The 26,294-nt window shown below is 58.9% G+C and carries 20 protein-coding genes and 1 tRNA gene; 10 read left to right on the forward strand and 11 right to left on the reverse strand.

The features are described from left to right. Nucleotides 1-226: 226 nt before the first annotated feature. Nucleotides 227-1,912, forward strand: coding sequence for an ABC transporter permease (locus tag IG616_RS15175; RefSeq protein ID WP_343072380.1), 1,686 nt, complete (start codon nucleotides 227-229; stop codon nucleotides 1,910-1,912). Between the two features lie 67 nt (nucleotides 1,913-1,979). On the opposite strand, the gene IG616_RS15180 is transcribed toward IG616_RS15175, so the two are convergent. The 8 genes from IG616_RS15180 to IG616_RS15215 form a co-directional block, all read right to left on the reverse strand. Continuing rightward, on the reverse strand, nucleotides 1,980-2,606 hold the full coding sequence (locus IG616_RS15180) for a CoA transferase subunit B (protein WP_192149015.1): 627 nt from the start codon (nucleotides 2,604-2,606) through the stop codon (nucleotides 1,980-1,982). A gap of 16 nt (nucleotides 2,607-2,622) precedes the next feature. Then, nucleotides 2,623-3,318, reverse strand: coding sequence for a CoA transferase subunit A (locus IG616_RS15185; RefSeq protein ID WP_192149016.1), 696 nt, complete (start codon nucleotides 3,316-3,318; stop codon nucleotides 2,623-2,625). Nucleotides 3,319-3,407: 89 nt separating this feature from the next. Next, a complete protein-coding gene (locus IG616_RS15190; protein ID WP_192149017.1) occupies nucleotides 3,408-4,292 on the reverse strand; it encodes a GNAT family N-acetyltransferase in 885 nt (294 codons plus the stop codon). 408 nt (nucleotides 4,293-4,700) lie between these two features. Beyond that, the gene (locus tag IG616_RS15195; protein ID WP_192149018.1) at nucleotides 4,701-5,525 is read right to left on the reverse strand and encodes an ABC transporter permease; all 825 of its coding nucleotides are present in this window, start codon (nucleotides 5,523-5,525) and stop codon (nucleotides 4,701-4,703) included. Continuing rightward, nucleotides 5,522-6,448, reverse strand: a complete 927-nt coding sequence (locus IG616_RS15200) for an ABC transporter permease subunit (RefSeq protein WP_192149019.1) — start codon at nucleotides 6,446-6,448, stop codon at nucleotides 5,522-5,524. The genes IG616_RS15195 and IG616_RS15200 overlap by 4 nt, the downstream gene beginning before the upstream one ends. Nucleotides 6,449-6,471: 23 nt before the next feature. Beyond that, nucleotides 6,472-7,626 (reverse strand): ABC transporter ATP-binding protein, encoded by a 1,155-nt coding sequence (locus IG616_RS15205; protein WP_192149020.1) that lies wholly within the window; start codon nucleotides 7,624-7,626, stop codon nucleotides 6,472-6,474. 66 nt (nucleotides 7,627-7,692) lie between these two features. After that, on the reverse strand, nucleotides 7,693-8,781 hold the full coding sequence (locus IG616_RS15210) for a polyamine ABC transporter substrate-binding protein (protein ID WP_192149021.1): 1,089 nt from the start codon (nucleotides 8,779-8,781) through the stop codon (nucleotides 7,693-7,695). Nucleotides 8,782-8,938: 157 nt separating this feature from the next. Then, nucleotides 8,939-10,306: a glutamine synthetase family protein gene (locus tag IG616_RS15215; protein WP_209007573.1), complete on the reverse strand. Its 1,368-nt coding sequence runs from the start codon at nucleotides 10,304-10,306 to the stop codon at nucleotides 8,939-8,941. A gap of 216 nt (nucleotides 10,307-10,522) precedes the next feature. Between IG616_RS15215 and IG616_RS15220 the strand changes: the two genes are divergently transcribed. The 3 genes from IG616_RS15220 to IG616_RS15230 all read left to right on the forward strand — a co-directional run bounded on the left by IG616_RS15220 (nucleotide 10,523) and on the right by IG616_RS15230 (nucleotide 14,265). Beyond that, nucleotides 10,523-11,245 (forward strand): GntR family transcriptional regulator, encoded by a 723-nt coding sequence (locus IG616_RS15220; protein WP_209007575.1) that lies wholly within the window; start codon nucleotides 10,523-10,525, stop codon nucleotides 11,243-11,245. Between the two features lie 177 nt (nucleotides 11,246-11,422). Continuing rightward, on the forward strand, nucleotides 11,423-12,826 hold the full coding sequence (locus IG616_RS15225) for a type I glutamate--ammonia ligase (RefSeq protein WP_192149023.1): 1,404 nt from the start codon (nucleotides 11,423-11,425) through the stop codon (nucleotides 12,824-12,826). 47 nt (nucleotides 12,827-12,873) lie between these two features. Next, the gene (locus IG616_RS15230; RefSeq protein WP_192149024.1) at nucleotides 12,874-14,265 is read left to right on the forward strand and encodes an aspartate aminotransferase family protein; all 1,392 of its coding nucleotides are present in this window, start codon (nucleotides 12,874-12,876) and stop codon (nucleotides 14,263-14,265) included. A 69-nt stretch (nucleotides 14,266-14,334) separates the two neighbouring features. Here the strand turns inward: IG616_RS15230 and IG616_RS15235 are convergent, their stop codons facing one another. Further along, entirely contained in the window at nucleotides 14,335-18,837 is a 4,503-nt protein-coding gene (locus IG616_RS15235) for an ATP-binding protein (RefSeq protein WP_192149025.1), read from the reverse strand. A 311-nt stretch (nucleotides 18,838-19,148) separates the two neighbouring features. On the opposite strand from IG616_RS15235, the gene IG616_RS15240 reads away from it, so the two are divergent. The 3 genes from IG616_RS15240 (at nucleotide 19,149) to IG616_RS15250 (ending at nucleotide 21,805) form a co-directional block, all read left to right on the forward strand. Continuing rightward, nucleotides 19,149-19,532, forward strand: a complete 384-nt coding sequence (locus tag IG616_RS15240) for a phasin (RefSeq protein ID WP_192149026.1) — start codon at nucleotides 19,149-19,151, stop codon at nucleotides 19,530-19,532. 341 nt (nucleotides 19,533-19,873) lie between these two features. Further along, entirely contained in the window at nucleotides 19,874-20,380 is a 507-nt protein-coding gene (locus IG616_RS15245; protein WP_192149027.1) for a phasin, read from the forward strand. Nucleotides 20,381-21,728: 1,348 nt separating this feature from the next. Next, nucleotides 21,729-21,805, forward strand: a tRNA-His gene (locus IG616_RS15250). Between the two features lie 24 nt (nucleotides 21,806-21,829). On the opposite strand, the gene IG616_RS15255 is transcribed toward IG616_RS15250, so the two are convergent. Then, nucleotides 21,830-22,393, reverse strand: a complete 564-nt coding sequence (locus IG616_RS15255) for a DUF3291 domain-containing protein (RefSeq protein WP_192149028.1) — start codon at nucleotides 22,391-22,393, stop codon at nucleotides 21,830-21,832. Between the two features lie 212 nt (nucleotides 22,394-22,605). Between IG616_RS15255 and IG616_RS15260 the strand changes: the two genes are divergently transcribed. The 3 genes from IG616_RS15260 (at nucleotide 22,606) to IG616_RS15270 (ending at nucleotide 24,626) form a co-directional block, all read left to right on the forward strand. After that, nucleotides 22,606-23,433, forward strand: a complete 828-nt coding sequence (locus IG616_RS15260; RefSeq protein ID WP_192149029.1) for a sulfite exporter TauE/SafE family protein — start codon at nucleotides 22,606-22,608, stop codon at nucleotides 23,431-23,433. Between the two features lie 175 nt (nucleotides 23,434-23,608). Then, on the forward strand, nucleotides 23,609-24,313 hold the full coding sequence (locus IG616_RS15265) for an AzlC family ABC transporter permease (protein WP_192149030.1): 705 nt from the start codon (nucleotides 23,609-23,611) through the stop codon (nucleotides 24,311-24,313). Continuing rightward, a complete protein-coding gene (locus IG616_RS15270; RefSeq protein ID WP_192149031.1) occupies nucleotides 24,306-24,626 on the forward strand; it encodes an AzlD family protein in 321 nt (106 codons plus the stop codon). Before IG616_RS15265 ends, IG616_RS15270 begins: the two co-directional genes overlap by 8 nt. Here the strand turns inward: IG616_RS15270 and IG616_RS15275 are convergent. Beyond that, complete coding sequence (locus IG616_RS15275) at nucleotides 24,611-26,185, reverse strand: bifunctional aminoglycoside phosphotransferase/ATP-binding protein (protein ID WP_192149032.1); 1,575 nt, start codon at nucleotides 26,183-26,185, stop codon at nucleotides 24,611-24,613. The genes IG616_RS15270 and IG616_RS15275 overlap by 16 nt on opposite strands. Between the last annotated feature and the right edge of the window lie 109 nt (nucleotides 26,186-26,294).

Below are 26,294 nucleotides of genomic sequence, written 5' to 3' on the forward strand. Positions count from 1 at the left end.
GATCTTTGGGAACAAGCTGATCGAGCGTCACAATCTCGAGCGCTGTCTGGGCGGGGCCGGGCTTCTTCAACATAAAGACACTGAATCAAAAACCACAAGCAAATGCTACGGGTTTGTCAGCAGTCTGAGGCGCCGCACATGTGCGGCGCCTTTTGCATTTTTGCCGGACACCCTTTAACTAGACCGGATAACTCCATAATTTCTCTCGCCCGGAGATCTCACAACCTTGTCACGCCTGCGCCACATGACATCTGCTGAACGCTTCTGGCAGATTGCAGCTCTGGCCGTGGCGTTTCTGGTGGTCTTTCCATTGGTGTCCATCGGCTGGATCTCTTTTGGCGGTGCTGGTGAAGTTTGGGGCCACCTGATCAGTACCGTCCTGCCAAGAGCAGTGTCCACGACAGTCATACTGATGATCGGTGTGGGGGTGGTAACGGCGGTGCTTGGCATCGGCACAGCCTGGCTCACCACCATGTGCCGGTTTCCGGGGCAGCGGATGCTCGACTGGCTGTTGCTGGTTCCGCTTGCCGTACCGACCTACATCATCGCCTTCGCTTATGTGGAGGTGATGGACTACACAGGGCCAGTGCAAAGCACGATCCGCCAGATCTTCGGCTTTCACACATCGCGGGATTACTGGTTTCCTGAGATCCGGTCCCTTGGCGGCGCAATCTTTGTGATGAGCGTGGTCCTCTATCCTTACGTCTACCTGACGACACGGGCGAGCTTCCTGATCCAGTCGGCCTCCATTCTGGACGTATCGCGGACGCTGGGAGCTTCGCCCTATCGCGTGTTCTTCCGCGTTGCGCTGCCGCTGGCTAGGCCCGCGGTCGTTGTCGGCGTGTCACTGGCCTTGATGGAATGCCTGAATGACATCGGTGCGGTGACGTTTTTTGGTGTGAAGACCCTTACTTTCTCGGTCTATGAGACTTGGCTTAACCGGTCGAGTCTGACGGGCGCCGCCCAGCTTGCGATCGCCATGCTGATCATGGTGTTCGCACTGCTTTGGCTGGAGCGGTTCGGACGGCGGAAGCAGCGTTTCGACGCGGGACATGCCAAGCAGCGCCAGCCTGCCCGGTTCGACTTGACCGGCTGGCAAGCCGGCGGGGCGCTCGTGATTTGCCTGGTACCTATCTTCCTGGGCTTTGGAATTCCGGCCTTGCTTCTGGCCGACAGGGCAAGCCGCCGCCTTGGCGATATCCTGCAGGAACCGTTTCTTCTCTCAGTCTGGCATAGCCTCTCTCTGGCGACGGTCGCCAGCATCCTTACCGTAGTGATCAGTATCGCGCTGGCCTATGCCTTGCGGATCCGGAAGACCAAGCCTCTGGTGATGGGCGTACGCTTTGCGGCCGTCGGTTATGCCATTCCCGGCACCGTTCTCGCCGTCGGCATACTTGTGCCGCTCGCGGCGCTCGACAATCTGGTGGATGCGCAGATGAAGGCCTGGTTCGGCATCAGTACCGGGTTACTGCTGGTCGGCTCGGGTGTCGGGCTCGTCTATGCCTATATGGTCCGCTTTCTGGCTGTGGCCTACGGACAGGTGGAAGGCGGATTTGGCAAGATTTCCCCTCATCTCGACATGGCGGCCCGGACCCTTGGCCGCAACGCCTCCCAGACCCTTGGGCAGATCCATTTGCCTTTGCTGAGGCCTGTTCTTCTTTCTGCGCTGCTGCTGACGTTTGTAGACTGCATGAAGGAACTACCGGCAACGATCCTGCTCCGGCCCTTCAATTTCAATACGCTCGCCACAACCGTTTTCGAGGCGGCGTCCCGCGAGGCCTTTGAGGATGCGGCTCTGCCTGCGCTGACAATTCTGATCGTCGGCCTGCTGCCAGTCATCTATCTCGCCCGAACAAGTGCCAGTTCCTTCCGCAATGTTACCAGCACACGCGGCCGCAAGGCTTTGGTCTGAACCAGTCGATCTTCAAACGAAAACGGCCTCCCGTTGGGAGGCCGTCGTGTAAATATTGAAAAGGCGGTTAGACCAGCGTTGCTTCCGTGGAGGCCTTGACCTCCTCTTCGGTCACGCCCGGTGCCAGTTCCACCAGCTTCAGGCCGCCTTCGGCCACATCGAAAACACCCAGATTGGTGATGATGCGGTCAACGCATTTGACGCCGGTGAGCGGCAGGGAGCATTCCTTAAGGAGCTTCGAGTCGCCCGCCTTGGAGGTGTGGTCCATCAGAACGACCACACGCTTGACGCCAGCCACCAGATCCATGGCGCCGCCCATGCCCTTGACCATCTTGCCCGGGATCATCCAGTTGGCAAGATCGCCGTTTTCGGACACTTCCATCGCGCCCAGGATCGACAGGTCAATGTGGCCGCCGCGGATCATGCCGAAGCTGTCGGCAGAGGAGAAGTAGCTGGTGCGAGGCAGTTCTGTGATGGTCTGCTTGCCGGCGTTGATGAGATCGGCGTCGATTTCGTTTTCAGTTGGGAACGGTCCCATGCCGAGCATACCGTTTTCCGACTGAAGTGCCACGTCGACACCTTCCGGAATGTAGTTGGAAACCAGCGTCGGGATGCCGATGCCGAGGTTCACGTAGAAACCGTCTTCGAGTTCCTGAGCGGCCCGCTGGGCCATTTCGTCACGAGTCCAAGCCATGTGTCTGTCTCCGTTCTCAGGCCGCGCGGGTGGTGCGCTTTTCAATGCGCTTCTCGAAGGTGCCCAAAATGATGCGGTCCACGAAGATGCCGGGCGTGTGGATGTGGTCGGGATCCAGCTCACCGGTTTCAACGATCTCTTCCACTTCAACCAGGGTCGTCTTGCCCGCTGTGGCCATCATCGGATTGAAGTTGCGCGCAGTCTTCCGGTAGATCAGGTTGCCTTCTTTATCGGCCTTCCAGGCTTTCACCAGGGACACATCGGCCACAAGACCGGTTTCCATGATGTAGGTCTCGCCATTGAAATCCTTGTGCTCCTTGCCTTCCGCGATCAGCGTGCCAACGCCGGTCTTGGTGTAGAAGCCCGGAATGCCTGCACCGCCTGCCCGGATACGCTCTGCGAGCGTGCCCTGAGGGTTGAATTCCAGCTCGAGTTCGCCGTTGAGGTACTGGCGTTCGAAAGTGGCATTTTCGCCCACATAGGAAGAGACCATCTTCTTGATCTGGCGGGTCTGCAGCAGGAGGCCTAGTCCGAAATCATCAACGCCTGCGTTGTTGGAAATAGCGGTGATGTTGCCGGTGCCTGTGTCGCGCAGGGCCTTGATCAGGTTCTCCGGAATACCGCACAGGCCGAACCCGCCAGCCATTATGGTCATTCCGTCGAAAACCAGTCCGTCCAGCGCAGCGGCGGCGTCCGGATAAATCTTGTTCATGTTTTACTCCCAGAAGTCTCCCTGATGGCAGGCACTTGAGCGCGGTTTGTGCGCTGCGTCAAGAGCGTAGGGAGGTGAACGGACGTCTCTCAGTCCTCAGGTATCGTCCGCCACAGATTCCAGATGGCTTGCCGGAGCTGGCGGAGCTTCAGGAGGCTGCTGCCAATTTGTGTAAGGGGCAGATAGATGCGCTTCAAAGGCACTTCCTGCGGTCCGAACCGTTGTTTGTATCCCTGCATTCCAGTGCCAAAACTGAACTGCTTCAGACCATTTTCCTTCGCCCATTCTATCGCTTGGGCGAAGAGGACGACACCGGGCGACATTCTATGCCACTTTTCGCCGCCCATGCCGATGAGAACCCCGTTGATCATGTCCGGTGTGACAAAAGCCATGATCGCTGCAACGATTTCGGTCTCGGTTCTCAGGGACAGAAACACGGCATTCCGGTTTTCGTACTCAAGGTCGGCAATGTCCTGGTAGAAGCCGATGCGTCCTGGGAATTCCAGGGAGTTCGTCCTGCCCATGGCTTGAAAGCGCAGGCGCCTTTGTTCCCTGATGAAGGCAAGGACTTCAGCGCGTTCGTCCGCGGTTCGGGCCTCAGTGAAAGTTACCCCTTCCGCGGTGAGCTTTTTGCCCTTCTGGCGGACTTCCTTGAAAACAGGGCGCCGCCGCCAGACCTCTTGCTCGCCGTCTTCCGCCATGACGAGCATCAGCATGGTCTGATCATCTTCTGCGCAGTCCAGCCGGTAAAGCGGGTTGAGCTGAGGGCCCAGAACCGGAACGATGTTCTTGAAGGTGATAAGGTCGACGTTTGTCAGGCTGCCCTTGAAGCTGTGCCATAGCGCGTCCATCTCGGTGTCCGTGAGATCGGTTGCCCGGGCAATCACCGGCCCGCCCTGATCGGCAAGGCCGAGGTCCGGGAAAGACGCAACTTTGAGCGGGCCACGCCGCTGGATATGAATTGGAAGAAGCATGACCGTTTCACCGGTTCCAGCACGGCAGAACTCATGAACTTCTAAACGCTCGCCGCCTGATGTCAGCATGCGCCGCTGAAAAGCGTCCAGGAAACCTATCGTCTGAAACGGCGTAGCGGACGCCCCCCCGGAAAGAGAGCTCCAGAGAACTTCGAGCTGGGCTTTGTCCGGGAAAGGGTGGACACGGCACTCAAAGCCTGATGCGCCAGCGGTTTGACGAAGGGGAGCCCCGGTCTGATCTTGATGGGCTTCCTGAAGCTGCGAAATGGCCATAGAGGTCCTGGATCTGGTTGCGGTACAATCCAAAGATGCAGGTTACTTAGGCACGTCTCCACCTAATTTTCGCTTAAACTGCTCCAGCGTTCTCGTTATTTCTGACGTGGTTTCTTGCAGAAATACCGCTTCCGGTTAACCAGCAGCGCCAAAGGCGGCACGTTCGTCCCGCTCACGTTGCACTTGCTGACGTTTTGTCAAAATGGACGCGGCAATCACGCCCATCGTCACCAGAACGACCAGAATCGTGCAGACGGCATTGATTTCCGGTGTCACACCCAGACGCACCTGAGAGTAGATCTTCATGGGCAGTGTCGTCGCGCCGGGACCGGTGGTGAAGCTGGCGATGACAAGATCGTCCAGCGACAAGGTGAAGGCGAGCATCCACCCGGCGATGACCCCCGGCAGGATGATCGGCAGCGTGATCAGGAAGAAGGTGCGCGCAGGCGGGCAACCGAGATCTTCCGCCGCTTCCTCAATGCTCTTGTCAAAGCCAACTAGACGGGACTGCACCACTACAGCCACATAGCACATGGTGAACGTCGTATGGGCCAGGATGATGGTCCAGAAGCCTCGAGATTGATCCATGGCAACGAACAGCAGCAGCAGGGAAAGGCCCAGGATGACTTCCGGCATGACAAGCGGCGCGAAGATCATACCGGAGAAGAGCGAACGTCCCCAGAACCGGCCCGAACGGACCAGGACGAGCGCTGCCATCGTGCCCAGCACCGTGGCGATGGAGGCGGACAGGAAGGCAACCTTCAGCGTGATGATGGCAGCGTCGATGAGCTGCTGGTTTTTCATCAGCTCCACATACCACTTCGTGGAGAAGCCGCCCCAGACCGTCACAAGCCGGGATTCATTGAAGGAAAACACCACCAGAAGCAGGATCGGCAGATAGAGGAACGAAAAGCCGAGCACCAAAGAGGTGACATTGAACCAGGATGGACCGGACCTCATGCTTGTTTCTCCGCGGCTTTCTGTTGCTGGTTCTGGAACAGGACAATCGGGATCACAAGGATCATCAGCAGGATGACAGCGACCGCAGACGAGACCGGCCAGTCGCGGTTGGCAAAGAACTCCACCCAAAGGGTCTTGCCGATCATCAGTGTGTTCGATCCGCCCAAAAGGTCGGGAATGACGAACTCACCAACTGCCGGAATGAAGACGAGGAACGATCCTGCGATGACGCCCGGAATGGAGAGCGGCAGGGTGATATTCCAGAAGGCTTTCCAGGGCGGACAGCCGAGATCGGATGCAGCTTCGAGCAGGCTGACGTCCAGCTTTTCCAGGCTCGCATAAAGCGGAAGCACCAGGAACGGCAGATAGGAATAGACGATGCCGATATAGACCGCGAGATTGGTGTTCAGGATGATCAGAGGCTGGTCGATGATGCCGGTCCAGAGAAGGAACTGGTTCAGAAGACCTTCATTCTTCAGGATGCCGATCCAGGCGTAGACGCGGATCAGAAAGCTGGTCCAGAAGGGCAGGATGATCAGCATGAGCAGGGTCGGCCGCCAGGCCTTTGGTGCCCGTGCCATGCCGTAGGCGACCGGATAGCCCACCAGCAGCGTGATCAATGTGGAAATCGCGGCGATTTCGACGCTGGAAAGGTATGACTTCCAGTAGAGGTCATCTTGCGCCAGCCATTTATAATTGTCGAAGGAGAAGGTTGAAAACGCCTCCCTTATCCCGGCGAAGCCTTCCGAAAGGTCGAAGGTTGGCAGATAGGGAGGAATGGCGACGGCCACTTCCGAGAAGGAAATCTTGAAGACCATGAAGAACGGCGCAAGGAAGAAGACCGTCAGCCACAGAAAGGGCAGGGCGATCAGAAGCCAGCCTCCGGCTGACCTGCGCGGTTTGTCTTGTGTCCCGGTGCTCATGTTCTGCCCCGCTGCCTTTGCGCTTATGCCGTAAGGATGACGCCTGCGTCCCGCTCCCAGCTCAGAACGACCATGTCGTCCCAGGCGATGGGGCGTTCAACCAGCCGGGTGATATTCGCGACGGTTGCCCGGAGCGTGTCTTTTTCACCAACCCGGGAATGGAAAATCGAGATGTCGCCAAGATAGGCTATATCCCAGACCTCGGCCCCGACCCTGTTAACGGCATTGGTTCCCGGCGCCTCGCCATGTGCGATCCGGATCTTCTCCGGCCGCATCGCGTACCACACGGTATCGCCGACTGCCGCCGTCGTTTCCTGGATGGTGTCGATCCGGAAGTCTCCAGTCACGGCTTGCAGGAAAGTCCCGTGCGCGGACTTCTCTTCCACCTTTGCCTCAATCAGATTCACGTCGCCGATAAAGTCGGCAACGAACTTCGAATTCGGCGTCTCGTAGATTTCCGCAGGGGGTGCCATCTGAATGATCTTGCCCGCATCCATGACCGCGATACGGTCTGCCACCGTCATGGCTTCTTCCTGATCGTGGGTCACGATGAGGAAGGTCATTTTCAGTTCTTCCTGAAGGGTCATCAGCTCGAACTGGGTTTCTTCGCGCAACTTGCGGTCCAGCGCGCCAAGCGGCTCGTCGAGCAGCAAGACCTTCGGGCGTTTGGCAAGCGAGCGGGCCAGGGCAACGCGCTGACGCTGGCCGCCAGACAGCTGATGGGGCTTACGCTTTGCGAAAGGCTCCAGCTTCGTCAGCCTGAGCATTTCAGCGACGCGCTCGGCGATTTGCGTCTTGGCCATGCCGTCCTGTTTCAGGCCGAAGGCGATATTGGCTTCCACACTCATATGCGGAAACAGCGCATAGGACTGGAACATCATGTTGGTCGGGCGTTTGTAGGGAGGAACCCCAGCAAGATCCTGCCCGTCCAGGAAAATCTGGCCCTCGGTTGGCGTTTCGAAGCCGGCCAGCATGCGCATCATCGTGGTCTTGCCGCAGCCGGAACCGCCAAGAAGGGCGAAGAATTCCCGCTCGTAGATCTTCAGGCTGAGATTGTCGACTGCGGTGAAATCCCCGAACCGCTTGGTCACATTGCGAAATTCGATGAACGGCTTGGCTGCCGGATCATCCCAGGGTGAAAAAGCGCGCCTTACCGGGCCGATTGGTTTTTTCGCCAAGGTCCTGTCCCCATTTGTCCCCGTAACCAGAAAGGGCGGGTCCTTGAGGGGCCCGCCCGGTACCGGTTAGTTGCCGCTCTTGACTTCAGTCCAGACCCGGTTTTGAACCCGGGAGACCTTGGCGGGCTTTGTGCTCACCGTGTAGAGCTTCTTGACAGTTTCCTCGTCCGGGTAGATTGCCGGATCGTCAAGGACTTCCTTGTCGATGAACTCCTGGCTGGCCTTATTGCCGTTGGCGTAGAAGATGTAGTTGGAGGCCTTTGCGGCCACTTCCGGGCGCATGATGTAGTTCAGGAACTCATGCGCTTCTGCGACATGCGGCGCATCCGCCGGGATGGCCATGTTGTCGAACCACATCAGGGCGCCTTCCTTCGGGATCGTGTACTCCACGGTCACGCCATTGTTGGCTTCCGCAGCCCGGTCGCGGGCCTGCAGGATGTCGCCGGACCAGCCCACCGCCAGGCAGATGTCGCCATTCGCCAGAGCATTGATGTACTCAGACGAATGGAACTTGCGGACATAGGGGCGGATGGTCTTGAGCAGTGCGCCTGCCTTCTCGATGTCTTCTGCGCTGTTGGAATCCGGGTCGAGGCCAAGGTAGTTCAGGGCGGCAGGCACCATTTCTTCCGGAGTGTCGAGCATGAAGATGCCGCAGTCGGCAAGCTTGGCCGCATTTTCCGGCTTGAACACGAGATCCCAGCTGTTGAGCGGGGCATCGGCAATTGCCGCCTTCACCTTCTCGACGTTGTAGCCGATCCCGGTGGTACCCCACATATAGTTGATGGCGTATTCGTTACCCGGGTCATACTTCTGAAGGCGGGCTTCGATATCCTTCCACATGTTCGGGAGATTGGTTAGCTTCGACTTGTCCAGCTTCTGGAACACGCCAGCCTGGATCTGGCGGCCGAGAAATGTTCCGGTCGGGACAACGACGTCATAGCCGGTGCCGCCGGCCAGCAGCTTGGTTTCCAGCACTTCGTTGCTATCGAACACGTCATAGACGACCTTGATGCCCGTCTCCTTGGTAAAGTCGGTCAGGATCGAATCGTCGATGTAATCGGACCAGTTGTAGACGTTGACGACGCGGTCCTGCGCCAATGCCGAACCGGCCATCAGGCCAAGCACGGCAACCCCACTCAAAATGCGCTTGATCATCTTTTAACTCCACTCCAGAAGGAAGGACCAGTCAGTCTTCCATGGGACATTTTTACAGTGTTCTTCCAGCATCCGACAATGGTGCTGGTTTGGTTTTCCCGCCAGTCGGAAAACATGGCTTCCCAACATGTTCCGTCAAGCGGCGGCATTTTCTGCCTCAAAGGTAGGTCTGCCGCTCCAGGCTTGAAATTTCCCGGCCGAACTCGTTCAGTTCCTCTCGCTTGATCTCGGTGAGGACCTTATGCATCTCGCTGCCAACAGCCTCTTTCATCCGTTCGGATGCGGCAAAGGCATCGATAGCTTCGTCCATCCAGGGTGTCAGCTTCTTGTGACGGGCCTCATAGGCATTGCCAAGCACAGGCGGCGGCGGCGCCTTCTTGGCAAGCAGCCCTTCCAGCATGCCGGCCAGAACCCCGACCAGAACAAAATAAGGATTGGCATCCGCACCGGCGATGCGGTGCTCGATCCGGGCGGCTTCCGGCGAGCTGGCTGGAATCCGCAGGGCGACCGAGCGGTTGTCATATCCCCAGCAAATGGAAGTCGGGGCGTAGGACCCCGGTTGCATCCGGCGGAAGCCGTTGAAGGTGGAAGTGAAAAGCAGAAGGGCTTCCGGCATTGTGTCCAGCAGGCCCGCGATGGCATGACCGATGCGTTCTGATCCGCTGTCCGGATCAGCAAAGATGTTGCCGTTTTTGTCTTCCATCGACACATGTACATGCATGCCGTTGCCAGGCCACTCGACGAAGGGCTTGGCCATGAACGAAGCCTTGAGCTGATGCTTGCGCGCAACGCCCTGCACAAGACGGCGCAGCAGCACAGCGTCGTCCGCTGCCAGCAGTGGATCACGCCGATGGTGCAGGTTCAGTTCGAACTGGCCGGGAGCGGCTTCCGAAACGGCGGCATCCGCTGGAATACCTTGCAGGTCAGATGCCCGGCGCAAATCATCAACAACGGGCTGAAGCGCTTCCAGATCCGACAAAGCGTACATGTTCTGCCGGGCCGGTCCCAGATGCGTTGAGAACAACGGCTTGGGTTGACCGCCCCAATCGCCATCGGATTCTTCCAGCAAGTAGAATTCGAGCTCGAAGGCGCAGGTGGCGGTCAACCCATGCTCGGCCAGCTTATCGACCATGCGTTTGAGTACATGGCGCGGGTCGGCAAGGAAAGGATCGCCCTCCCTGTCATACATCGAAAGAAGCACCTGAGCGGTTTTCCGGTCTGTCCAGGGAACCAGCTTCAGGGTTTCCGGAATCGGCCAGCACACGCCGTCCTTGTCACCGGTCTCGATGTGCATCCCGGTGCTTTCGACTTCCCGGCCCCAGACATCAAGTCCGAAGAGCGAGAAGGGCAGGGCGACGCCCTGGCTGAAGACTTTGGGCGCGGCAGACCCTGGAAGCCATTTGCCGCGCAGAACACCATTCGTGTCAGGCAGCACGACCTCAACCGTATCCAGATCCGGGTGCTCCGCGAGGAACGCCTCGACGTCCTTCTTCCATCCTGGCTCGGCAGGATGCTCAAGGGTCATGTAAGGCAGTTCCACCATATTTCACCATGTTTTCAATGGAAGCAAACCGGTCTGACGGTCTGACTAGGAAGTTCTTGACAAAATGTGATCACGTTCCAAAAACTGTGTCAAGACGCAGATGTGGGCAAGAGCTCCTTGATTTGCTGGAAGAGGCGGCAGTTTGACAGCCCGGTCAGCAGGCGTGGAACCTGCTGTAATTTATAGGATGGAACGCGCGTGGAGCATGGAAAACCTGCCGGTATCGCTTCGCTGGTGTCCCCGCCCTCCCTTCTGTCACAGCGTGGCGGGATGCGGGAGCATGTCGATCAGGCCGTCCGCTCGGCGCTGCTGGCGGGTCGGTTCATTCCAGGCAAGGCGGTGACGCTGAGGGGGCTGGCCCAGGAGCTCGGCGTCAGTCCCATGCCTGTCCGTGAGGTCATTCAAAGGCTCGCGGCCGAGCATGCGCTTGTGGTTCTGTCCAATGGGCGTGTTCAGGTGCCGAAAATGACGGCAGCCCGTTTCGATGAGGTTCTCAAGGCGAGACTTCTTCTCGAACCTGAGCTTGCGGCGATGGCTCTTGAAAACAAGGCCGAGATCGACACCAAGGCCCTTGAAAAAATTGATCTTGAGATTGATGCCAGCCTGGGGACCGGGGATGCCGAGGGCTACATGATGCTGAATTATGCGTTTCATTTCCGGATCTACGAGGCATCCCGGTCAACTATCCTGCTGCCGCTCGTGGAAAGCCTCTGGCTGCAATTCGCTCCCTTCATGCGAACCGTCTACGGACGTGTGGGCACAGCTCATCTGGTCGATTGGCACAAAGAAGCAATCAAGGCGATCCGTGCGGGAAATGTAGAGAGCCTACGAGAGTCAATGGCCTCGGATATCCGCGAAGGGATGTGGCTGCTTGGCCGGTCCAGTTTCCCTCCCGAAGAGGATAAGCAGGACGCCTTTTAACAAAGGGTGGTTGACTTGGCGAAAATGTGATCACAAATTAGGGGCAAGGTGCAGGGCTGAGAAATCGGGGCATTGGTGCCGTGTGGTCAAAGTTCGGTATGTGGCTGCTGGAAACCTCGATTATGATGCTGCCGGTCCGGGATCAACGGACCTTGCACCAACCACCGGAGCCCACCTGTGAGCAACGACACATCCGAGACCGACACCAATTACAGCGAAGGACTTCGCGGCGTTGCCGACGTTGATGAAGCCCGTATCTGGCTGAACGAGCGCAACATTCAGGACATCGAATGCATTGTCCCTGACATTGCGGGCGTTGCGCGCGGCAAGATGATGCCAACGGGCAAATTCTTTTCCGGTCCTGTCATGACCATGCCCGCGTCGATCTTCGCCCAGACCATATCCGGCGACTATCCCGAAGATGACGACCGGTTCCAGCACAATCCGATCGATGGCGATCTGTATTTCCGTCCGGATTATAACACCTTGACCTCAGTTCCTTGGGAAACGGACCCTACCGCGCAGCTGATCCACGACGCTTACACCCGGGAGGGTGATCCGGTGGAAACGGCGCCGCGCAATGTGCTGAAGCGCATTCTGGGCCTGTACGAGGCAAAGGGTTGGGAACCTGTTGTCGCGCCCGAAATCGAGTTTTACCTGGTCAAACCCAACACGGACCCGGACTATCCTCTCGAGCCGCCGACGGGCCGCTCGGGCCGTCCGGAAGTCGGACGCCAGTCCTATTCCATCTCCGCGCTCAACGAGTTCGATGATCTGATCGACGATATCTATGACCTGTCCGAAAAGCAGGGTTTGGAAATCGACACGATGATCCACGAAGAGGGCGCGGCGCAGATGGAAATCAACCTGCGCCACGGCAACCCGCTTGCCCTGGCGGATCAGGTGTTCCTGTTCAAGCGCACGATCCGTGAGGCCGCTCTGCGTCACGATATGTATGCGACCTTCATGTCGAAGCCCATGTCGAACCAGCCGGGCTCAGCCATGCACATTCACCAGTCGGTGGTGGACAAGGAAACGGGCGCCAACATCTTTTCCGGCAAGGATGGGGAAGAAACCCCGGCATTCCTGTCTTTCATCGCGGGCCACCAGCAGTTCCTGCCATATGTGACCTGCATCATGGCGCCTTTCGTGAACTCCTACCGCCGGTTTGCCCCCAGTTCCGCTGCTCCGGTAAATGTCTACTGGGGCTACGACAACCGCACGGTCGGTCTGCGCGTTCCTTATTCAAGCCCGCAGGCACGGCGGCTCGAGAACCGGGTTCCGGGCTCGGATGCAAACCCTTATCTCGCCCTCGCAGCCTCTCTTGCCTGCGGCTATCTCGGCATGATCAAGGGGCTTCAGCCGGATGAGCCCCAGACAGGCGACTGCAGTGAAATGCAGAAGTCGCTGCCGCGCGGCTTGCAGGAGGCCGTTGCCTTGTTCGAGGAAAACGAAGACATCCGCGAAGTCTTCGGAAACAAGTTCGTCCAGACCTATCGGGCCATCAAGCAGGAAGAGTTCGAGACCTTCATGTCCGTGATCAGCCCCTGGGAACGGGAGTATCTGCTGCTTAACGTCTGACGCCGGACACCGGCGTCTTTCCATGCCATCGGAGAGTGTTTTCCAAAATGACCGCCGTATCCAATATCTATCCCACCGCTGCCTTGCAGGCTGTGGATGCTGCCCACCACATTCATCCCTTCACGGATACGAAGGAGCTGAATGCGGAAGGGACACGCATTATCACAAAGGCGGAGGGGGTCTGGCTTACGGATTCGGAAGGCCACCGCATTCTCGATGGCATGGCCGGGCTCTGGTGCGTGCAAGTCGGGCATGGCCGCTCGGAGATCGCCGATGCGGTGCACAAGCAGATGCTGGAGCTGTCCTACTACAACACCTTTTTCAAGACGTCGCATCCGCCGGTGATCGCATTGGCAGAGAAGATTGCCGAGATCGCGCCGGATCACATGAAGCGGGTGTTCTTCTGCTCATCCGGCTCGGAGGCAAACGATACGGTGTTCCGTATGGTGCGCCACTATTGGGACCAGATGGGCAAGCCGGACAAGAAGGTCATCATCGGCCGCTGGAACGGCTATCACGGCTCCACCCTGGCCGGGACCAGCCTCGGCGGCATGAAGGCCATGCATGAACAGGGCGATCTGCCGGTGCCGGGTGTTGACCACATCGACCAGCCCTACTGGTTCGGTGAGGGCGGGGACATGAGCCCGGATGAGTTTGGCATCCATATCGCCCGCCAGCTTGAACGCAAGATCGATGAGATCGGCGAAGACAAGGTTGCCGCTTTCATCGCCGAGCCGGTCCAGGGGGCTGGCGGCGTCATCATTCCGCCGGAGACCTATTGGCCGGAGATCAAACGGATCCTGTCGGAGCGCAACATTCTGTTCGTCGCCGATGAAGTGATCTGCGGGTTCGGCCGGCTGGGCAGCTGGTTCGGGTCAGACTATTACGGCCTGAAGCCCGACCTGATGCCGATCGCCAAGGGTCTGACCTCCGGCTACCTGCCAATGGGCGGTGTGCTGGTTTCCGACCGTGTGGTGGAAGGCCTGATCGACAAGGGCGGAGAATTCTATCACGGCTACACCTATTCCGGTCACCCTGCCTGTGCGGCGGCAGCCCTCGCCAACCTGGAAATCATCCAGCGGGAGAAGCTGGTCGAGCGGGTAAGGGATGACATCGGCCCCTATCTCCAGAGCCGCTGGACGGTGCTGGGCGAGCATCCGCTCGTCGGTGAGGCCCGCATGGTGGGGCTGGTGGGGGCGCTGGAACTGGTGCCTGAGAAAGGCAACCGGAAGAAGGCCTTTGCGGATACCGGAACCGTCGGCACCATCTGCCGGGACATCTCGTTTCAGAACGGCCTGATCATGCGCGCGGTGCGCGACAGCATGATTATCTCTCCGCCTCTGGTGCTTTCCCATGAGGAAGCCGATCTGCTCGTCGCCACGGCCCGCAAGACGCTGGACGACACCTACGCCGAGCTGAAGCGCCAGGGCAAAGTCTGAGGCTTCATCCCAAAACAGAAAACCCGGAAGAGCGATCTTCCGGGTTTTTTGTGACCTCTTTCGACTGACTTACTCCGCCAGCACCCGCTGGGATGGGAAACGGATTTCGACGAGGGTGCCTTGATCCGGTGTCGAGTCGATCCGGAAGGACGCCCGGTTCGCCTCAACTAGCGCCTTGGTCAGGGGCAGGCCCAGTCCGGTGCCGCCGCCGTAACGGGCAGTATGCACCTGGCGGAAGGGTTCAAGAGCTGCGGACAGGTCTTGCGGGCTCATGCCGGTTCCCGTGTCGCGCACGCGCAGGATCACTTCGCCCGTGTCTTCCAGCGCGCTGGAAATGATCACCTGACCGCCGGACTTGTTGAACTTGATCGCGTTGGACAGGAGATTGAGCATGATCTGGCGCAGGGAGCGCTGATCGACCACGATGCTCGGCACACTGTCCGGCAGGCTGGCGCGGATGATCACCCGCTCCCGGTTCGCTTGCGGCTGCATCAGGGCCACGCATTCGCTCATCACCTCATTGGGAGAGACGGCGGAAAAGCGCAGGTCCATCTTGCCGGCTTCGATCTTCGACAGGTCGAGCAGGTCATTGACCAGGCTCATGATATGCGAGCCTGAGGTGCGGATATCCTTCAGATATTCCTTGTAGCGGTCGTTGCCGATGGTGCCGAACCGCTCCTCGATCATGACTTCGGAAAAACCGATGATCGCATTCAAAGGCGTGCGGATTTCATGGCTGATCTTTGCCAGGAAGTCGGACTTCTGCGAGCTGGCGTTCTCCGCCTGCCGCTTTGCATGGGTCAGCTCTTCTTCGGCGGTCTTCCACTGGGTGATGTCACGCAACACCGCGCAGAACTTCGGATCTCCGCCATTGCCGGAGATCCGGCCGACGGTCATGAACAGCGGGATCAGTCCGCCGGAAGAAACTCGTCCAAGCACTTCGCGGCCATCGTTCAAAATGCTGGCAACTCCGTTGCGCATCAATCCGTCGAGATAGTCAGCCGCGGAGCGGTGGCTTTCAGGGGCGAGGAACTCGGTCAGGGGCGCCCCCTCCATATCCACCCGGTTGGCGGAAAACAGCGCTTCTGCTGATCTATTGACCTTGGTGATCGTACCGTGGCGGTCCAGCACAAGGACCCCATCGGTTGCCGTTTCCAGGATCGTGTCCAGTTCCGCAACCTGATCCTGCGCCTTCTTCAGAGCAGTGGCATCTACCGGAGCCGCCGCTGGAGCAGCTGGAACAGGACGCTCAGTGATGGAGATCATGAGGCCGCTGCCGCCGTTCCACGGAACGGAATGCATGCGCGCGTCAACGGCTCTCAGACCGCCACCGGCAAGCCGGACCTTCAGCGTGTCGTCAACGGTGCCTTCCATGCCCTCCGCGTCCGGGAAGCTGTCGTCATCTTCGACAAACACGGCTTCTAGCCCGCCAGCATCCGCAAGCGCTCCAAGCGATTTGTAGCCAAGCATCGCGAGCAGGGTGTCATTGGCATAGAGAACGTCCCGGTCACGGGCAATGGCGATGCCGATCGGCAGCCGGTCCAGCAGCCGCGGATCAATCGGGCCGGCCTGAGGCGGCGCATTGAAGCGGGCGAGTTCCTGTTCCAGCGCCAGATCCTGCTCCTCATCGTCATTCCGGCCTTCCTCCATGTCGCCTTCGAGACGGGCCCCAAGGGCTTCGGCAATCTTGCGGAAGGCGGCGCGTTCCGGGCGGGACAGGCGGGACGTGTCGACAGGCACCACCTGCGGGCGCCGTCCAATCAGATGGATGACCTTGGATGTGCCGTCTTCGGCATCAGGTGTTTCGGTGGCTGAATCCGGCTGAGCGTCAGCCTGCAAAGGCGTTGCTTCCGGCTCGTCTGGGCCGTCCTTCAACGTTTCAGAGTTCTCTTCCGGTGCGTCCGCCTTCCGCGCATCATTGTCATGGCGAAGGTTGTCGTTGCCGGTTTGAGTCTCTGCTTTTGCCAGGGACGGCATTGCCTGATCGGTCTCCGTGCCTGCATCCCTTGCGTCTGCCGGAGACGGGTCCTGTTCGGCAGAAACCTTCTCCACGGGCTGGGCAGGAGGCGTTAGCGGCAGGCTTTCCTGCGGTTTGCGGCCATAGTTCTTGGCCAGCGTGCGGACAGCTGTTTCGATCTCTGCAGGATGGAGGGGGGCAGAGCCGCTGATACCAGCAGGTTCCTGGTCCCTCTCCGGAACAGGGGGAGCGCTGGTGGCCGCCTTTTCCGGAGTGGCGTTGGCGGGTTGCGCCGGGTCCTTAGGCTGCATTCCGGCGGATGGCGCAGCCTCGTCGCGCGGGAAGAGGTCCTGTTCGCGGCCCGGTTCGGCAGGCGTGGCTGGCCGGGAGCTCTTCAGAGACAGGCCGTTCAAAAGGGCCGCTGCGCTGGCACCAATCAACGTGCCGCCCGCAAGCGGCTGTTTGGGCTGGGGTGTCAGGTCAGGCTGCACGAAAGGCTTGGGTTCCGGCTCAGCCTCAACAATTGCTTCCGCTTCAGGTTCGGCCGTCTCCGCTGCCTGCTCGTCCTGCGCACTTTCGTCCTCACCGGTTTCAAAAGCAGCGTCCTGCTCGGCTTCTGTCAGCTCGACAGCCTGTTCCGGTTCTTCGGCGACGGTTTCAATAGGCTCGGGCTGGTCTTCCAACTCCTCTTCTTCCGGTAACGCAGTCGTCAACTCGGAAGAGTGCACCTCTGGCTCAAAGGTGCCTTCAGCTTCGGCAGGAGGCGCAGTCTCTTCGACATCATCTGCAACAGCCTCAGAAACCTCCGGCTCCGGCATGGTTTCGATCAGCAGCTCGGCAACGTCCTCGATAGTGGGAAGGGGCTCCTGAAATGCGGATGTTCCCGTTTGCTTTTCCGGCTCTTGGGGCTCGACAACTGTCTCTGGCTCGGCTGTTGCCTCAGGAGCGGGTGCTGAAACGGCATGCAGATCCTCGTCCACCTCTCCCGGCACGGTGTCTCTGTCAGCGGTTCCTTCGCTCACGGTTGGAACGTCCGCTTCCGGGGTCGCTGCCGGTTCAACGAGGTTGGCGCTCCCGGTTTCTGCCGGGGCTTCCTCAAACGGGGTCTCCGGGGTCTTAAGCAAGGGCAGGGCAGCTGCCGCGGCTACCTCAGCAGTGGGGGCATCTGTCTCCGCAAGAGCTTCCGGTTGAAGGGCGGCAGCCGTCTCATCCACGTGCAGGTTGCTGCTTTTAGCCGCCTCAGCGATCAGAGGGGGCAGCGGTGCGAGCGGGTCTTCGACCGCATCAGCGGTGCGGCACACGCCAAAGCCGCGATAGCCTTCAAATTGCCGCTCCCGGTCGAAGGCGGGCAGGGCGGCCATGTCGACGGGAACGCGCAGGGTTCTGCCGGTTACCGGCCAGTCGACGGTCTTGCCGCTCCAGGTGTCCCGGCGGTCGAGTGACCGGGCGATCGATCCGGTTACATCCAGGTCGAATGTCTTGGAAACTTCTGCCCAGGTCTTGCCGACGATATCCGAGGCATCGGGGCCGAGCGTGTCGATGAATTCGTCAGATATAAAGGTGAAGCGCTGATCGATGTCCATCTTCCAGGCAAAGCGGACCGGCCGCCTGCGGGCAACGAACCGGAAACCGTCCGCAGCCTCTTCCGGCTGTTCCTGCTGCGGCTGGTCATCGGCGTCATTTGTTTCAAAGCCCGTCTGCTCTTTCTGAGGGGCTAACGCCTGGGCCGCGTCTTCCTCAATAGCCTCAGTCTCAGACGTTGGATCAGAGACGGCCTCTGCAGAGGGGCCGGGAGCGGAATCTACATCTGCTTCGTCCAGATCTTCCGCCCGCGCCCATTTTCTCCCGGTGTCTTCTTTGCTCAATGAGGCAGAGAGAGGGGCAATCGCCTCTTCAGGAGCAAGCTCCGCAAGCGCGGCGGTTCCAACCTCGTCTACTGTCAGGATCTGGGGTCTGGTTTCCAGAGCGCTTGGATCTTCAACGTCCGTACCGGTCTCGGGCTCGTCCAATTGCAGTGCGTCATCGGTCAGAAGAACGAGACGGGAAGCATCTCCGATCAGGACGACCGTGCTTTCGTGAAGGGTGCCATCCACCTCAAGCGGTCCGGATAGGATGCGCTGGCCGTCCGGAAGGTCCAGAAATTCGGGTGTTCCCGCCAGATCCCCGCGCCGCTCAGTAACGGCTCCGGCCGCGTCCTGAAGAACGGCTGTCCGGCCATGCCCAGCCAGAAGGGCGGCAAAGGCCGGAAGCGCGGCTTCGGTCAAGGCAAGGCCTTTGTCCGTGCAGATAACCAGCGCGGCATCATGCCCGTTGTCCAGCTGAAGCCGCTGGCACTGGCAGGTGAGCAGAAGCACACGGAGACCCCGGTAAAAGCGCAGACGGTCGATGCTGGGCTTGTCGGTAGAGCCGGAGGTCGCGATGCGCGCGATGTGCGGACGGGCAGGGGAGCGGGCCAAGCCATCCAGCCGCGCCAGGCTGGCCACCTCGCGAACGGAAAAAAAGGCTGCGCCCGCGGCGTTGGTCCAGAGAATGCGAGACCCGTCAGCGGACCAGACCCAGGCTGCACGCCGGTCCCCCGCGAGCTCCGCCAGAACCGGAAGAGCACTGAGTTCCATGAAGGTTTGCAACTGGTTGTCCAAGTTTCAACTCCACAGGGTCTTGCGGCATGAGATCAGGTGCCGGACTGGCGTACCGGTTGGGCGCCGGGGTGTCCGGTTGGCCGTCATGGTAAACCCAATGTTAATACCGCCAATCCCATTGAGCGTCCATTCAAAGAGCCTTTCCTAGGCCTCCGGCATGAAGGCGTGGTTAATTGTGCCAGTTGGATTTGCTGTCATCCGCAAGTTCGTGATACGAAATTTTGGCATGGCCGCGGTGCGAAGACGCCGGGGTCAAACCTTGGCGCGAGCTTGGAGGAGCAGAATCCATGGCAGCCGACAAGAATGGTTTTGAAATTCCTGATCAAATGCGCGATTTCGCGGAGAAAAGCGTGGATCAGGCCCGCAAGGCATTCGATGACTTCATGAACATGACCCAGAAAGCGGTTGCCAATGTCGAAGACACGGCATCCGTGGTTCAGACCGGCACGTCCGGAGTGAACAAGAAGGCCCTGAACTTTGCCGAGGAGCATGTCGACGCAGCTTTCAAGTTCGCCCAGCAGGTGGTCCGGGCCAAGGACGTGGAAGAAATGATGAAGCTGCAGCAGGACTACATGCGTCGCCAGATGGAAGCCTTGGGTGAGCAAGCCCGGGATCTGGGGAACACAGCAAGCAAGGCTGCTCAGGATGCAGCAAAGTCCGTCAAGAGCTGAGGCCGGTTCTTTCGTGACACAGGTTTGCGGCGGGCTGGAAATCCGCCGCACCTCAATTTGCAACATATCCGTTGTGTCTGAGCTGTTTTATTTCCAGCTTTAGAACGCATCCGGGCGCTTCCGTTTCCCAAGCATAATTGCCAATCGTCTCTGGCAAAAGGTGCTGGGTCTCAGGTCTTCCCTTGCGTGAATTTTATTGTGCAGTGCAAAATAATATTGCAATGCAGCACGTATTGCCTTATATAGACAGTGCGGATGACGAAATGGCCTGCCCAGACACATTGATGGCGGACCAGTTGGAACATGATGATCGCATCCGAACCAGTTTAGGAGCAAAGATCATGACTGACGCAACGACCACTGCAAAGCCGGCCCCGAAGGCCCGTACGACCAAAGCCAAGACCGGCGCCGCTGGTTTCCCGGACTTCGAAGCATTTGCGATGCCGAAGATGGAAGTCCCGGCTGCTTTCCGCGAAGTCGCGGAAAAGAGCATCGAGCAGGCTCGTGACGCCTATGCAAAGGTGAAGACCGCTGCTGAAGACGCGACCGACCTGATCGAAGACACTTTCGAAACCTCCCGTCAGGGCGCCGTCGAGTTCAACCACAAGGCCGTTGACGCTGCCAAGGCGAACACCGACGCCACCTTCTCCTTCATCAAGGACATGATGACCGTGAAGTCCCTGGCTGAAGCCATTGAACTGCAGTCCACCTTTGCCCGCCAGCAGTTCGACGCTCTGTCGACCCAGGCAAAGGACATGCAGGAATTCGCGACCAAGCTGAGCACGGAAGTTTCCGCGCCGGTTAAGGAAGCAATGGAACGTTCCTTCAAGGACCTGAAGGCTGCCTAAGCCCTTATTCCAGTGAAGAATTTAGAAGGCGAGCCGGTCCCACCGGCTCGCCTTCTTGCTTTTTAGTTTGTATTTTTGTGATAATGACTTAGAGTTGTAGATGTTAATATTTTCTTACGGTTTTTACTGCGCGGCTGGTTCTGAAGTTCCATTTGTTTCGCGCGGGGTGATTATTACTTTGGGAGGTCGGAATGTTTGCTCGGATCTGGTGCAAATTTTTATTAATATGCTTGGGGCTGGTGTTCGTGTGCGCGGCAGCCAAGGCCGATGGGAATTTTGGAGGGACATTCACAATTCTCATCCGTCACGGTGCTGTCGAGAAGACGCGAACGGTGAAGCCTGTCGGGAATGGGCTTGAGTTCTCCAACTATCCGATAACGCACGCAGCAGAAACCGCTGTCCGTAACGCGATGGTTAAGTTGGCCCATTGTGTTAAGGAGATTGATGTCTTTTATCTTGAGGCGACGAGTGCAGAGTACTCTCCGCGCTTTAAGCAGACGGCGGAAAAAATCCGTGATGGATTGATTAACCCGCAGGGGCTGAAGAGAAGGTGTGGTTCTGCGCCGGTGGTAAGGCTATACAAATACAAAGTAAAAAGTCCCAGAAATATTGACGAGTCTGAGATTTCGGCTCTTCTGAAAAATATCTCAGAGGCTGAAGTGAAGAATACAATATGGGTTCTATCTGGAGACGCTTTGAACAAGCTCTACGGCCAGATACCGAGCTTCGGGCCTGAAGTGAACGCGTCTTTGGCGCCAAACAAAACAGATCCTTCTTATAGATGTCCATTGTACAGAAAATATTGGATGCGGACCCGCAACTTATCGGGCGATTGGTCGGGCGAAGTCAAACCGGTCACATATAATTGTGATGCAAAGAATGCATCTTGCCCTTTGAGCTGTACTCCGCCGCGCAAACGAAGTTTGGGGTGTTTTCCGGCAGAGCCCTGCACGGAGTATGACACACCTAACGTCGCTGTTGCCAACGCGGGTACGCTGACCGGCAGGGGGTGTCAAGTAAACGCCGACTGCAGGAACGGCACCTGCGCTCGCCTGACAGGAGAAGCTGGAGCTTCACTCGTTTGCTGCCCATCGGGAAACCGTGCTCTTTTTGCTGGGCGTTGGTACTGCACAAGCATGCCTAAGGGGGCGACATGCCACTCCGACGCCCAATGTAGTAGTGGAAACTGCGTTGGAAACGCCGGAGGGTTTAGGCGTGGAAAGTGCGATTGATTTTCGCGCTTGTGGACAGTTGGAAAGAGCGCTAAAAGCCCTCTTGCAAGCGGCGGCGGTCACGATTATGGTTCGCGCCACGTTGACCCGGAAGGTTGTTCCGGATCGAAAGATACGCAGACGTAGCTCAGTTGGTTAGAGCGTCGGATTGTGGCTCCGAAGGTCGGTGGTTCGAATCCACTCGTCTGTACCATCTCCCCACACAAGATTGAATTTCTCACGAACCCGGAACTTCACCGGTGGACACTAGCTTGCGTTGGGCCAGTTCCTTGACCTTGGCGCTGTCCAATTTGGACGGCGTGCCGTCTGGCCGATAGAGCTGCTTGAAGGTGAAAGCCTTCGGTGAGGGGCCGTGGTCGCCCAGATGCTCGTGCCGCTCGACGGCTTCCCGCCAATCCGGGCGGTGATCTGCTTCCACCCACCACAGTGCATAGCCCGGCCATTCGACGGCCGGGAGGTTCCATTCGCGTCCACGCTTATATGCCGCGCCATGCCGCCCGTGATAGGTCACGGCTGCCAGAGCTTCCGGGCTTGTCCAGAGCGACAGGGTCGAGGGAGCCCAGCCGTCGCCATTATCCCGCCAGAACTTTGGAAACACCTGTGCTCCCCAACTGCCGGGCCCTTCGTCGCTGTCATAGCCTGATCTGGCAATGAACCCTTCCGCAGCTTCCAGTTCCGCAAGCACGCTGGGTTCGATATCGAAGAAGTCTTTCAGCGCGGGAGAGTCCGCCCGGTCAACGAACTGGCCGAATGTGTAGACTGCGAGACGATACGCGGTCAAAAGACCGTCTTCCAGATTGTCGACATATATGTTCCTTGCCTTTAAAATTGTATGCAATTAGACCTCTGGGGAAGCCTTTGCAGACGTAAGGTAGTCTCTCCAATCTGCACCTGTAAATTTTCGAGGCGCATGCTGCGGAAATTAGAGAAATCCTGTTGCGCGTCTGCGACAGAGAGCCTTCCAGGCAAAAGGCGGGTAACCGGGGTAAAGATATGGAAGACATCAGCATCGCATCCTTCGTCCTTCTGGCTGTCGCATTGCTTGCGACCGGCGTGATCGCGGGGGTTACAGCGGGCCTTCTCGGCGTAGGCGGCGGCATCGTCATCGTGCCCGTGCTCTATTACATTTTTCCGCTCGTCGGCATTCAGGACAGTGTGCTGATGCATCTGGCCGTTGGCACATCGCTGGCGACCATCATTGCCACCGGAGCCTCTTCAGCCCGGGCGCATTACAAGCGTGGCAGCATCGACATGGATCTGCTCAAGCGCTGGCTTGTGCCGATTGCCGTGGGTGTGATCGGAGGGTCTGCTTTGGCAGGGAACCTTAGCGGCGGCATGCTGACGCTGATCTTCGGCGTCGTGGCGCTGCTGGTCGCGGCCAACATGGTTCTGCGCAAGGAAGGGTCCGGCATTGCCGATCAGCTGCCCGGTTCGCCTTTACGTGAGGCTCTGGGCTTTATCATCGGTGGTGTGTCGGTGATGATGGGCATTGGCGGCGGCACGCTGGGCGTGCCGATCCTGACGCTGTTCTCCTTTCCGATCCGCAAGGCCGTCGGCACGGCGGCGGCCATCGGTCTCATCATCGCGATTCCCGGTACCCTGATGTCGATCTGGTACGGTTACGGCAATCCAGATCTGCCGCCGTTCTCTCTAGGCTATGTGAACCTGGTCGGCTTCTTCCTGATCATTCCGGCAAGTGTCTACTCGGCCCCGCTGGGAGCAAAGCTTGCCCATACCATTCCTCCGGAGAAGCTCCGCCTGGTCTTTGCCGTCTTCCTGGCTTTCACCGGCGCGCGGATGATCTACAAGGTTCTGATGTGAACCTGACCTTCGCCTGCCTGTCCTATCAGACGGGCGAATGAACTCATCAGCAGTTTTGATTGGTTGCGGGTCGCCCTTTGGGTCAATGTTGCTGACTATTCTATAGCGCTGTCTTCGAGCGGCTGGTCCTGCCAGCCCTTTCGCTCGAGGGGTTGCGACCTGCTGAAAGTCGGACATGCAACGTTCCCAACCCGTCACCTTGACCATGGCTGGCTGCCTGCGCGGGGCTTCCCTTTGTCTGCCGGGGCTGCCGGGAGTGATTGTGTTCGGCATGGTTTTCGGCACCGTGGCCGCCCAAAAGGGGCTGACGCTGCTGGAAACAGCACTGATCAACTCGGTTGTTTTCGCCGGGGCCTCACAGTTCGTCGCCATGGAGGTTTATTCCGATCCGGTGACCTGGGGCATTTTGATCGCGATGGCCGGTGTCACGACCGCTGTCAACATGCGCATGCTTCTGATCGGCGCCAGCCTGCGCCCCTGGCTCGGACAGGTTCCCGCCGGGCTCACCTATCCATCCCTGTTTTTCCTGACCGACCTCAACTGGCTTCTAGCCCTGCGGGAATACGACAAGGGCGAGCGGGACTGGGGTCTTTATCTCGGCAGCGGCGTGTTCTTATGGATCGTCTGGTCCCTTGCGATGCTGCCGGGATATTTCTTCGGCAGTCTCGTCAGTGACCCGAAGGTCTGGGGTCTGGACGTTGTCATGCCGGCCTTCTTCATCGCCTTGATCATGCCGCTATGGAAAGGGCGCCGCCAGACTGTCAGTTGGGGCGTCGCCGGGCTTGTTGCTCTGGCTACGTGGTATCTGTTCGGCGGCTACTGGAGTATTCTGACCGGCGGCCTCGCCGGGGCGCTGGCAGGGGCCTATCTCGATGACTGATGGTCTTTTCAGTGCGGATCCGATGTTCGTGACTGCGGTGCTGATCATGGCAGCGGTCACCTATGCCATGCGTGCGGGCGGCTATTGGGTCATGGGGCGCGTGCCGCTGACCCCGCGTGTGCGCCGGGCACTTGAGTCCCTGCCGGGCGCCATCATCATTTCCACGATCCTGCCCATGGCCCTGCAGGGCGGGCTTGCCATGAGCGCCGGGATTGTGATGTCCGGCGCGATGATGGCCCTTTTCAAGAAGGATACGCTGGCGGTCGCCGCGGCGGTGCTGGCAGTGGCGGCTCTTCGTCACTTCGGCGTCTGAGAGGAGAGAGCCTGCTCCGCAAGGGCCCTGGTTTGTTCCGGAGTGCCCGAAGCGTCGATGCGGATCCATCCGCCAAGATCGCCGATGTCATAGGTCTTTTGCTTGTCGATGACCTCAGGCGTTGCGTCAGAGGCATCGCCTTTGCGCTGGGAAACCCTGTCCTTCAGGATGTGGTCCCCGGCTTCCAGCCACAGACCGGTGAATTTGGCTTCGCAGGCTGCGGCGATGGATTGCAGCTTTTCCCGTTCTGCCGGCTTGGAGAGGACCGCGTCGAAGATGACCGAATGACCGCTGGCAAGAAGGGTGCGGGCACGGTGATCCAGGGCGCTGTAAACCGCGTCGGAAGCCTCTTGCGTGTAGGCCTCTGCTGGAGCCTTTTCGGTCTCTTCAAGGCCGAAGCGGGCCTTGCGCTCCACATCGGTTCTCAGGATCCGTGCTCCCGGCGCCCTGCCGAGTTCTGGCGCAAGGCCATAGGCAAGGCGGCTCTTCCCGGTTCCTGAAAGACCGCCGATCCCGAGGAGCTCGGGCATGTCCGGATCCAGAAATGCCAGAGCATGGGCGAAATAGCTCCGGGCATCTGCCTGCTGACTTTCCCGCAAGGCGTCATCTTGCTGGTTCGCTGCCGCGCTTGCGGCAATCTTCGCCCGGATGGCCGCCCGCATGGAGAGATAAAAGGGCAGGGCAGCGAGACCTTCAGGCAGGTTAGGGCCGTCCAGGTCAGCACTGCGCGCCTGATCGAGGTAGCGGTTGAAGATCCGGTTGGCCGCCGCCTTCTGGTTCCGGGTACATAGATCCATCAGCAGGAAGGCGAGATCATAAAGAACATCTGTTGTCGCGATGGCATCTGAAAACTCGATGGCATCAAACAGAACCGGCTTCTTGCCAATCAGGGCAATGTTGCGGGCGTGGGCATCTCCGTGGCAAAGCCGTACCAGTCCGGCGGCTCCACGCTTGAGGATCAGATCTCCGGCCCGCTCCAGCCAGTTTCGGGATATTGCCGTGAGCCGGCTGGCCTGCGCTGGGGGAAACAGCTCCGGATGTTCAGCCCAGGCAGCTTCATTCTGTTCTGTGTAGCTTTGAAGCTCAGCCAGGAAGCTGGATGCCTTTTCGCTGAGAACGGGGGCGCTCTTGTGTGCCTCCACCATCATCCGGGCCAACTTATCGCAAAGGTCCTGGCTTAGCGGAGCTGCGGACGCCAAAAGGTCAAGCTGCTGGCTGTCATCAAAACGGTTCATGACCACCGTCCACTCCTCCGGTGCGCCTGTTCCGTTCAGAGCCAGCCTTCCGGAGGTCTCCCGGGTTATGGGCATGGCCTCAAGATAGATATCCGGGGCATAGCGGCTGTTGTAGGAAATCTCCCGCTTGCAGGCCTCTTCTCTCAGCGCCAGTGTTGAATAGTCCAGAAAGGGAAACTTGACCGCGCGCTTGACCTTGTAGGCCCGGGTTCCACCCAGAAAGACGGCATTGGCGTGCGTGTCGATCCGCAGGGGGGCGCCGGCAGCTTCAGTAAGCGAGCCGAGGAAGGCAAAGACTTCATCTTGTCCTGAGGGTCCAGTCATCTGCCTTGCTCCGCGATTGAGGACTGCGCTGCTGCTTCATTGTGATGGCGCATCTTGGCAGATCCTTGATCCTGCTCAAGGATGGGCCATGTGGATATGACAATCTAAG

The organism is Roseibium litorale (genome assembly GCF_014842915.1).
GTDB classification, from domain to species: Bacteria; Pseudomonadota; Alphaproteobacteria; order Rhizobiales; family Stappiaceae; genus Roseibium; species Roseibium litorale.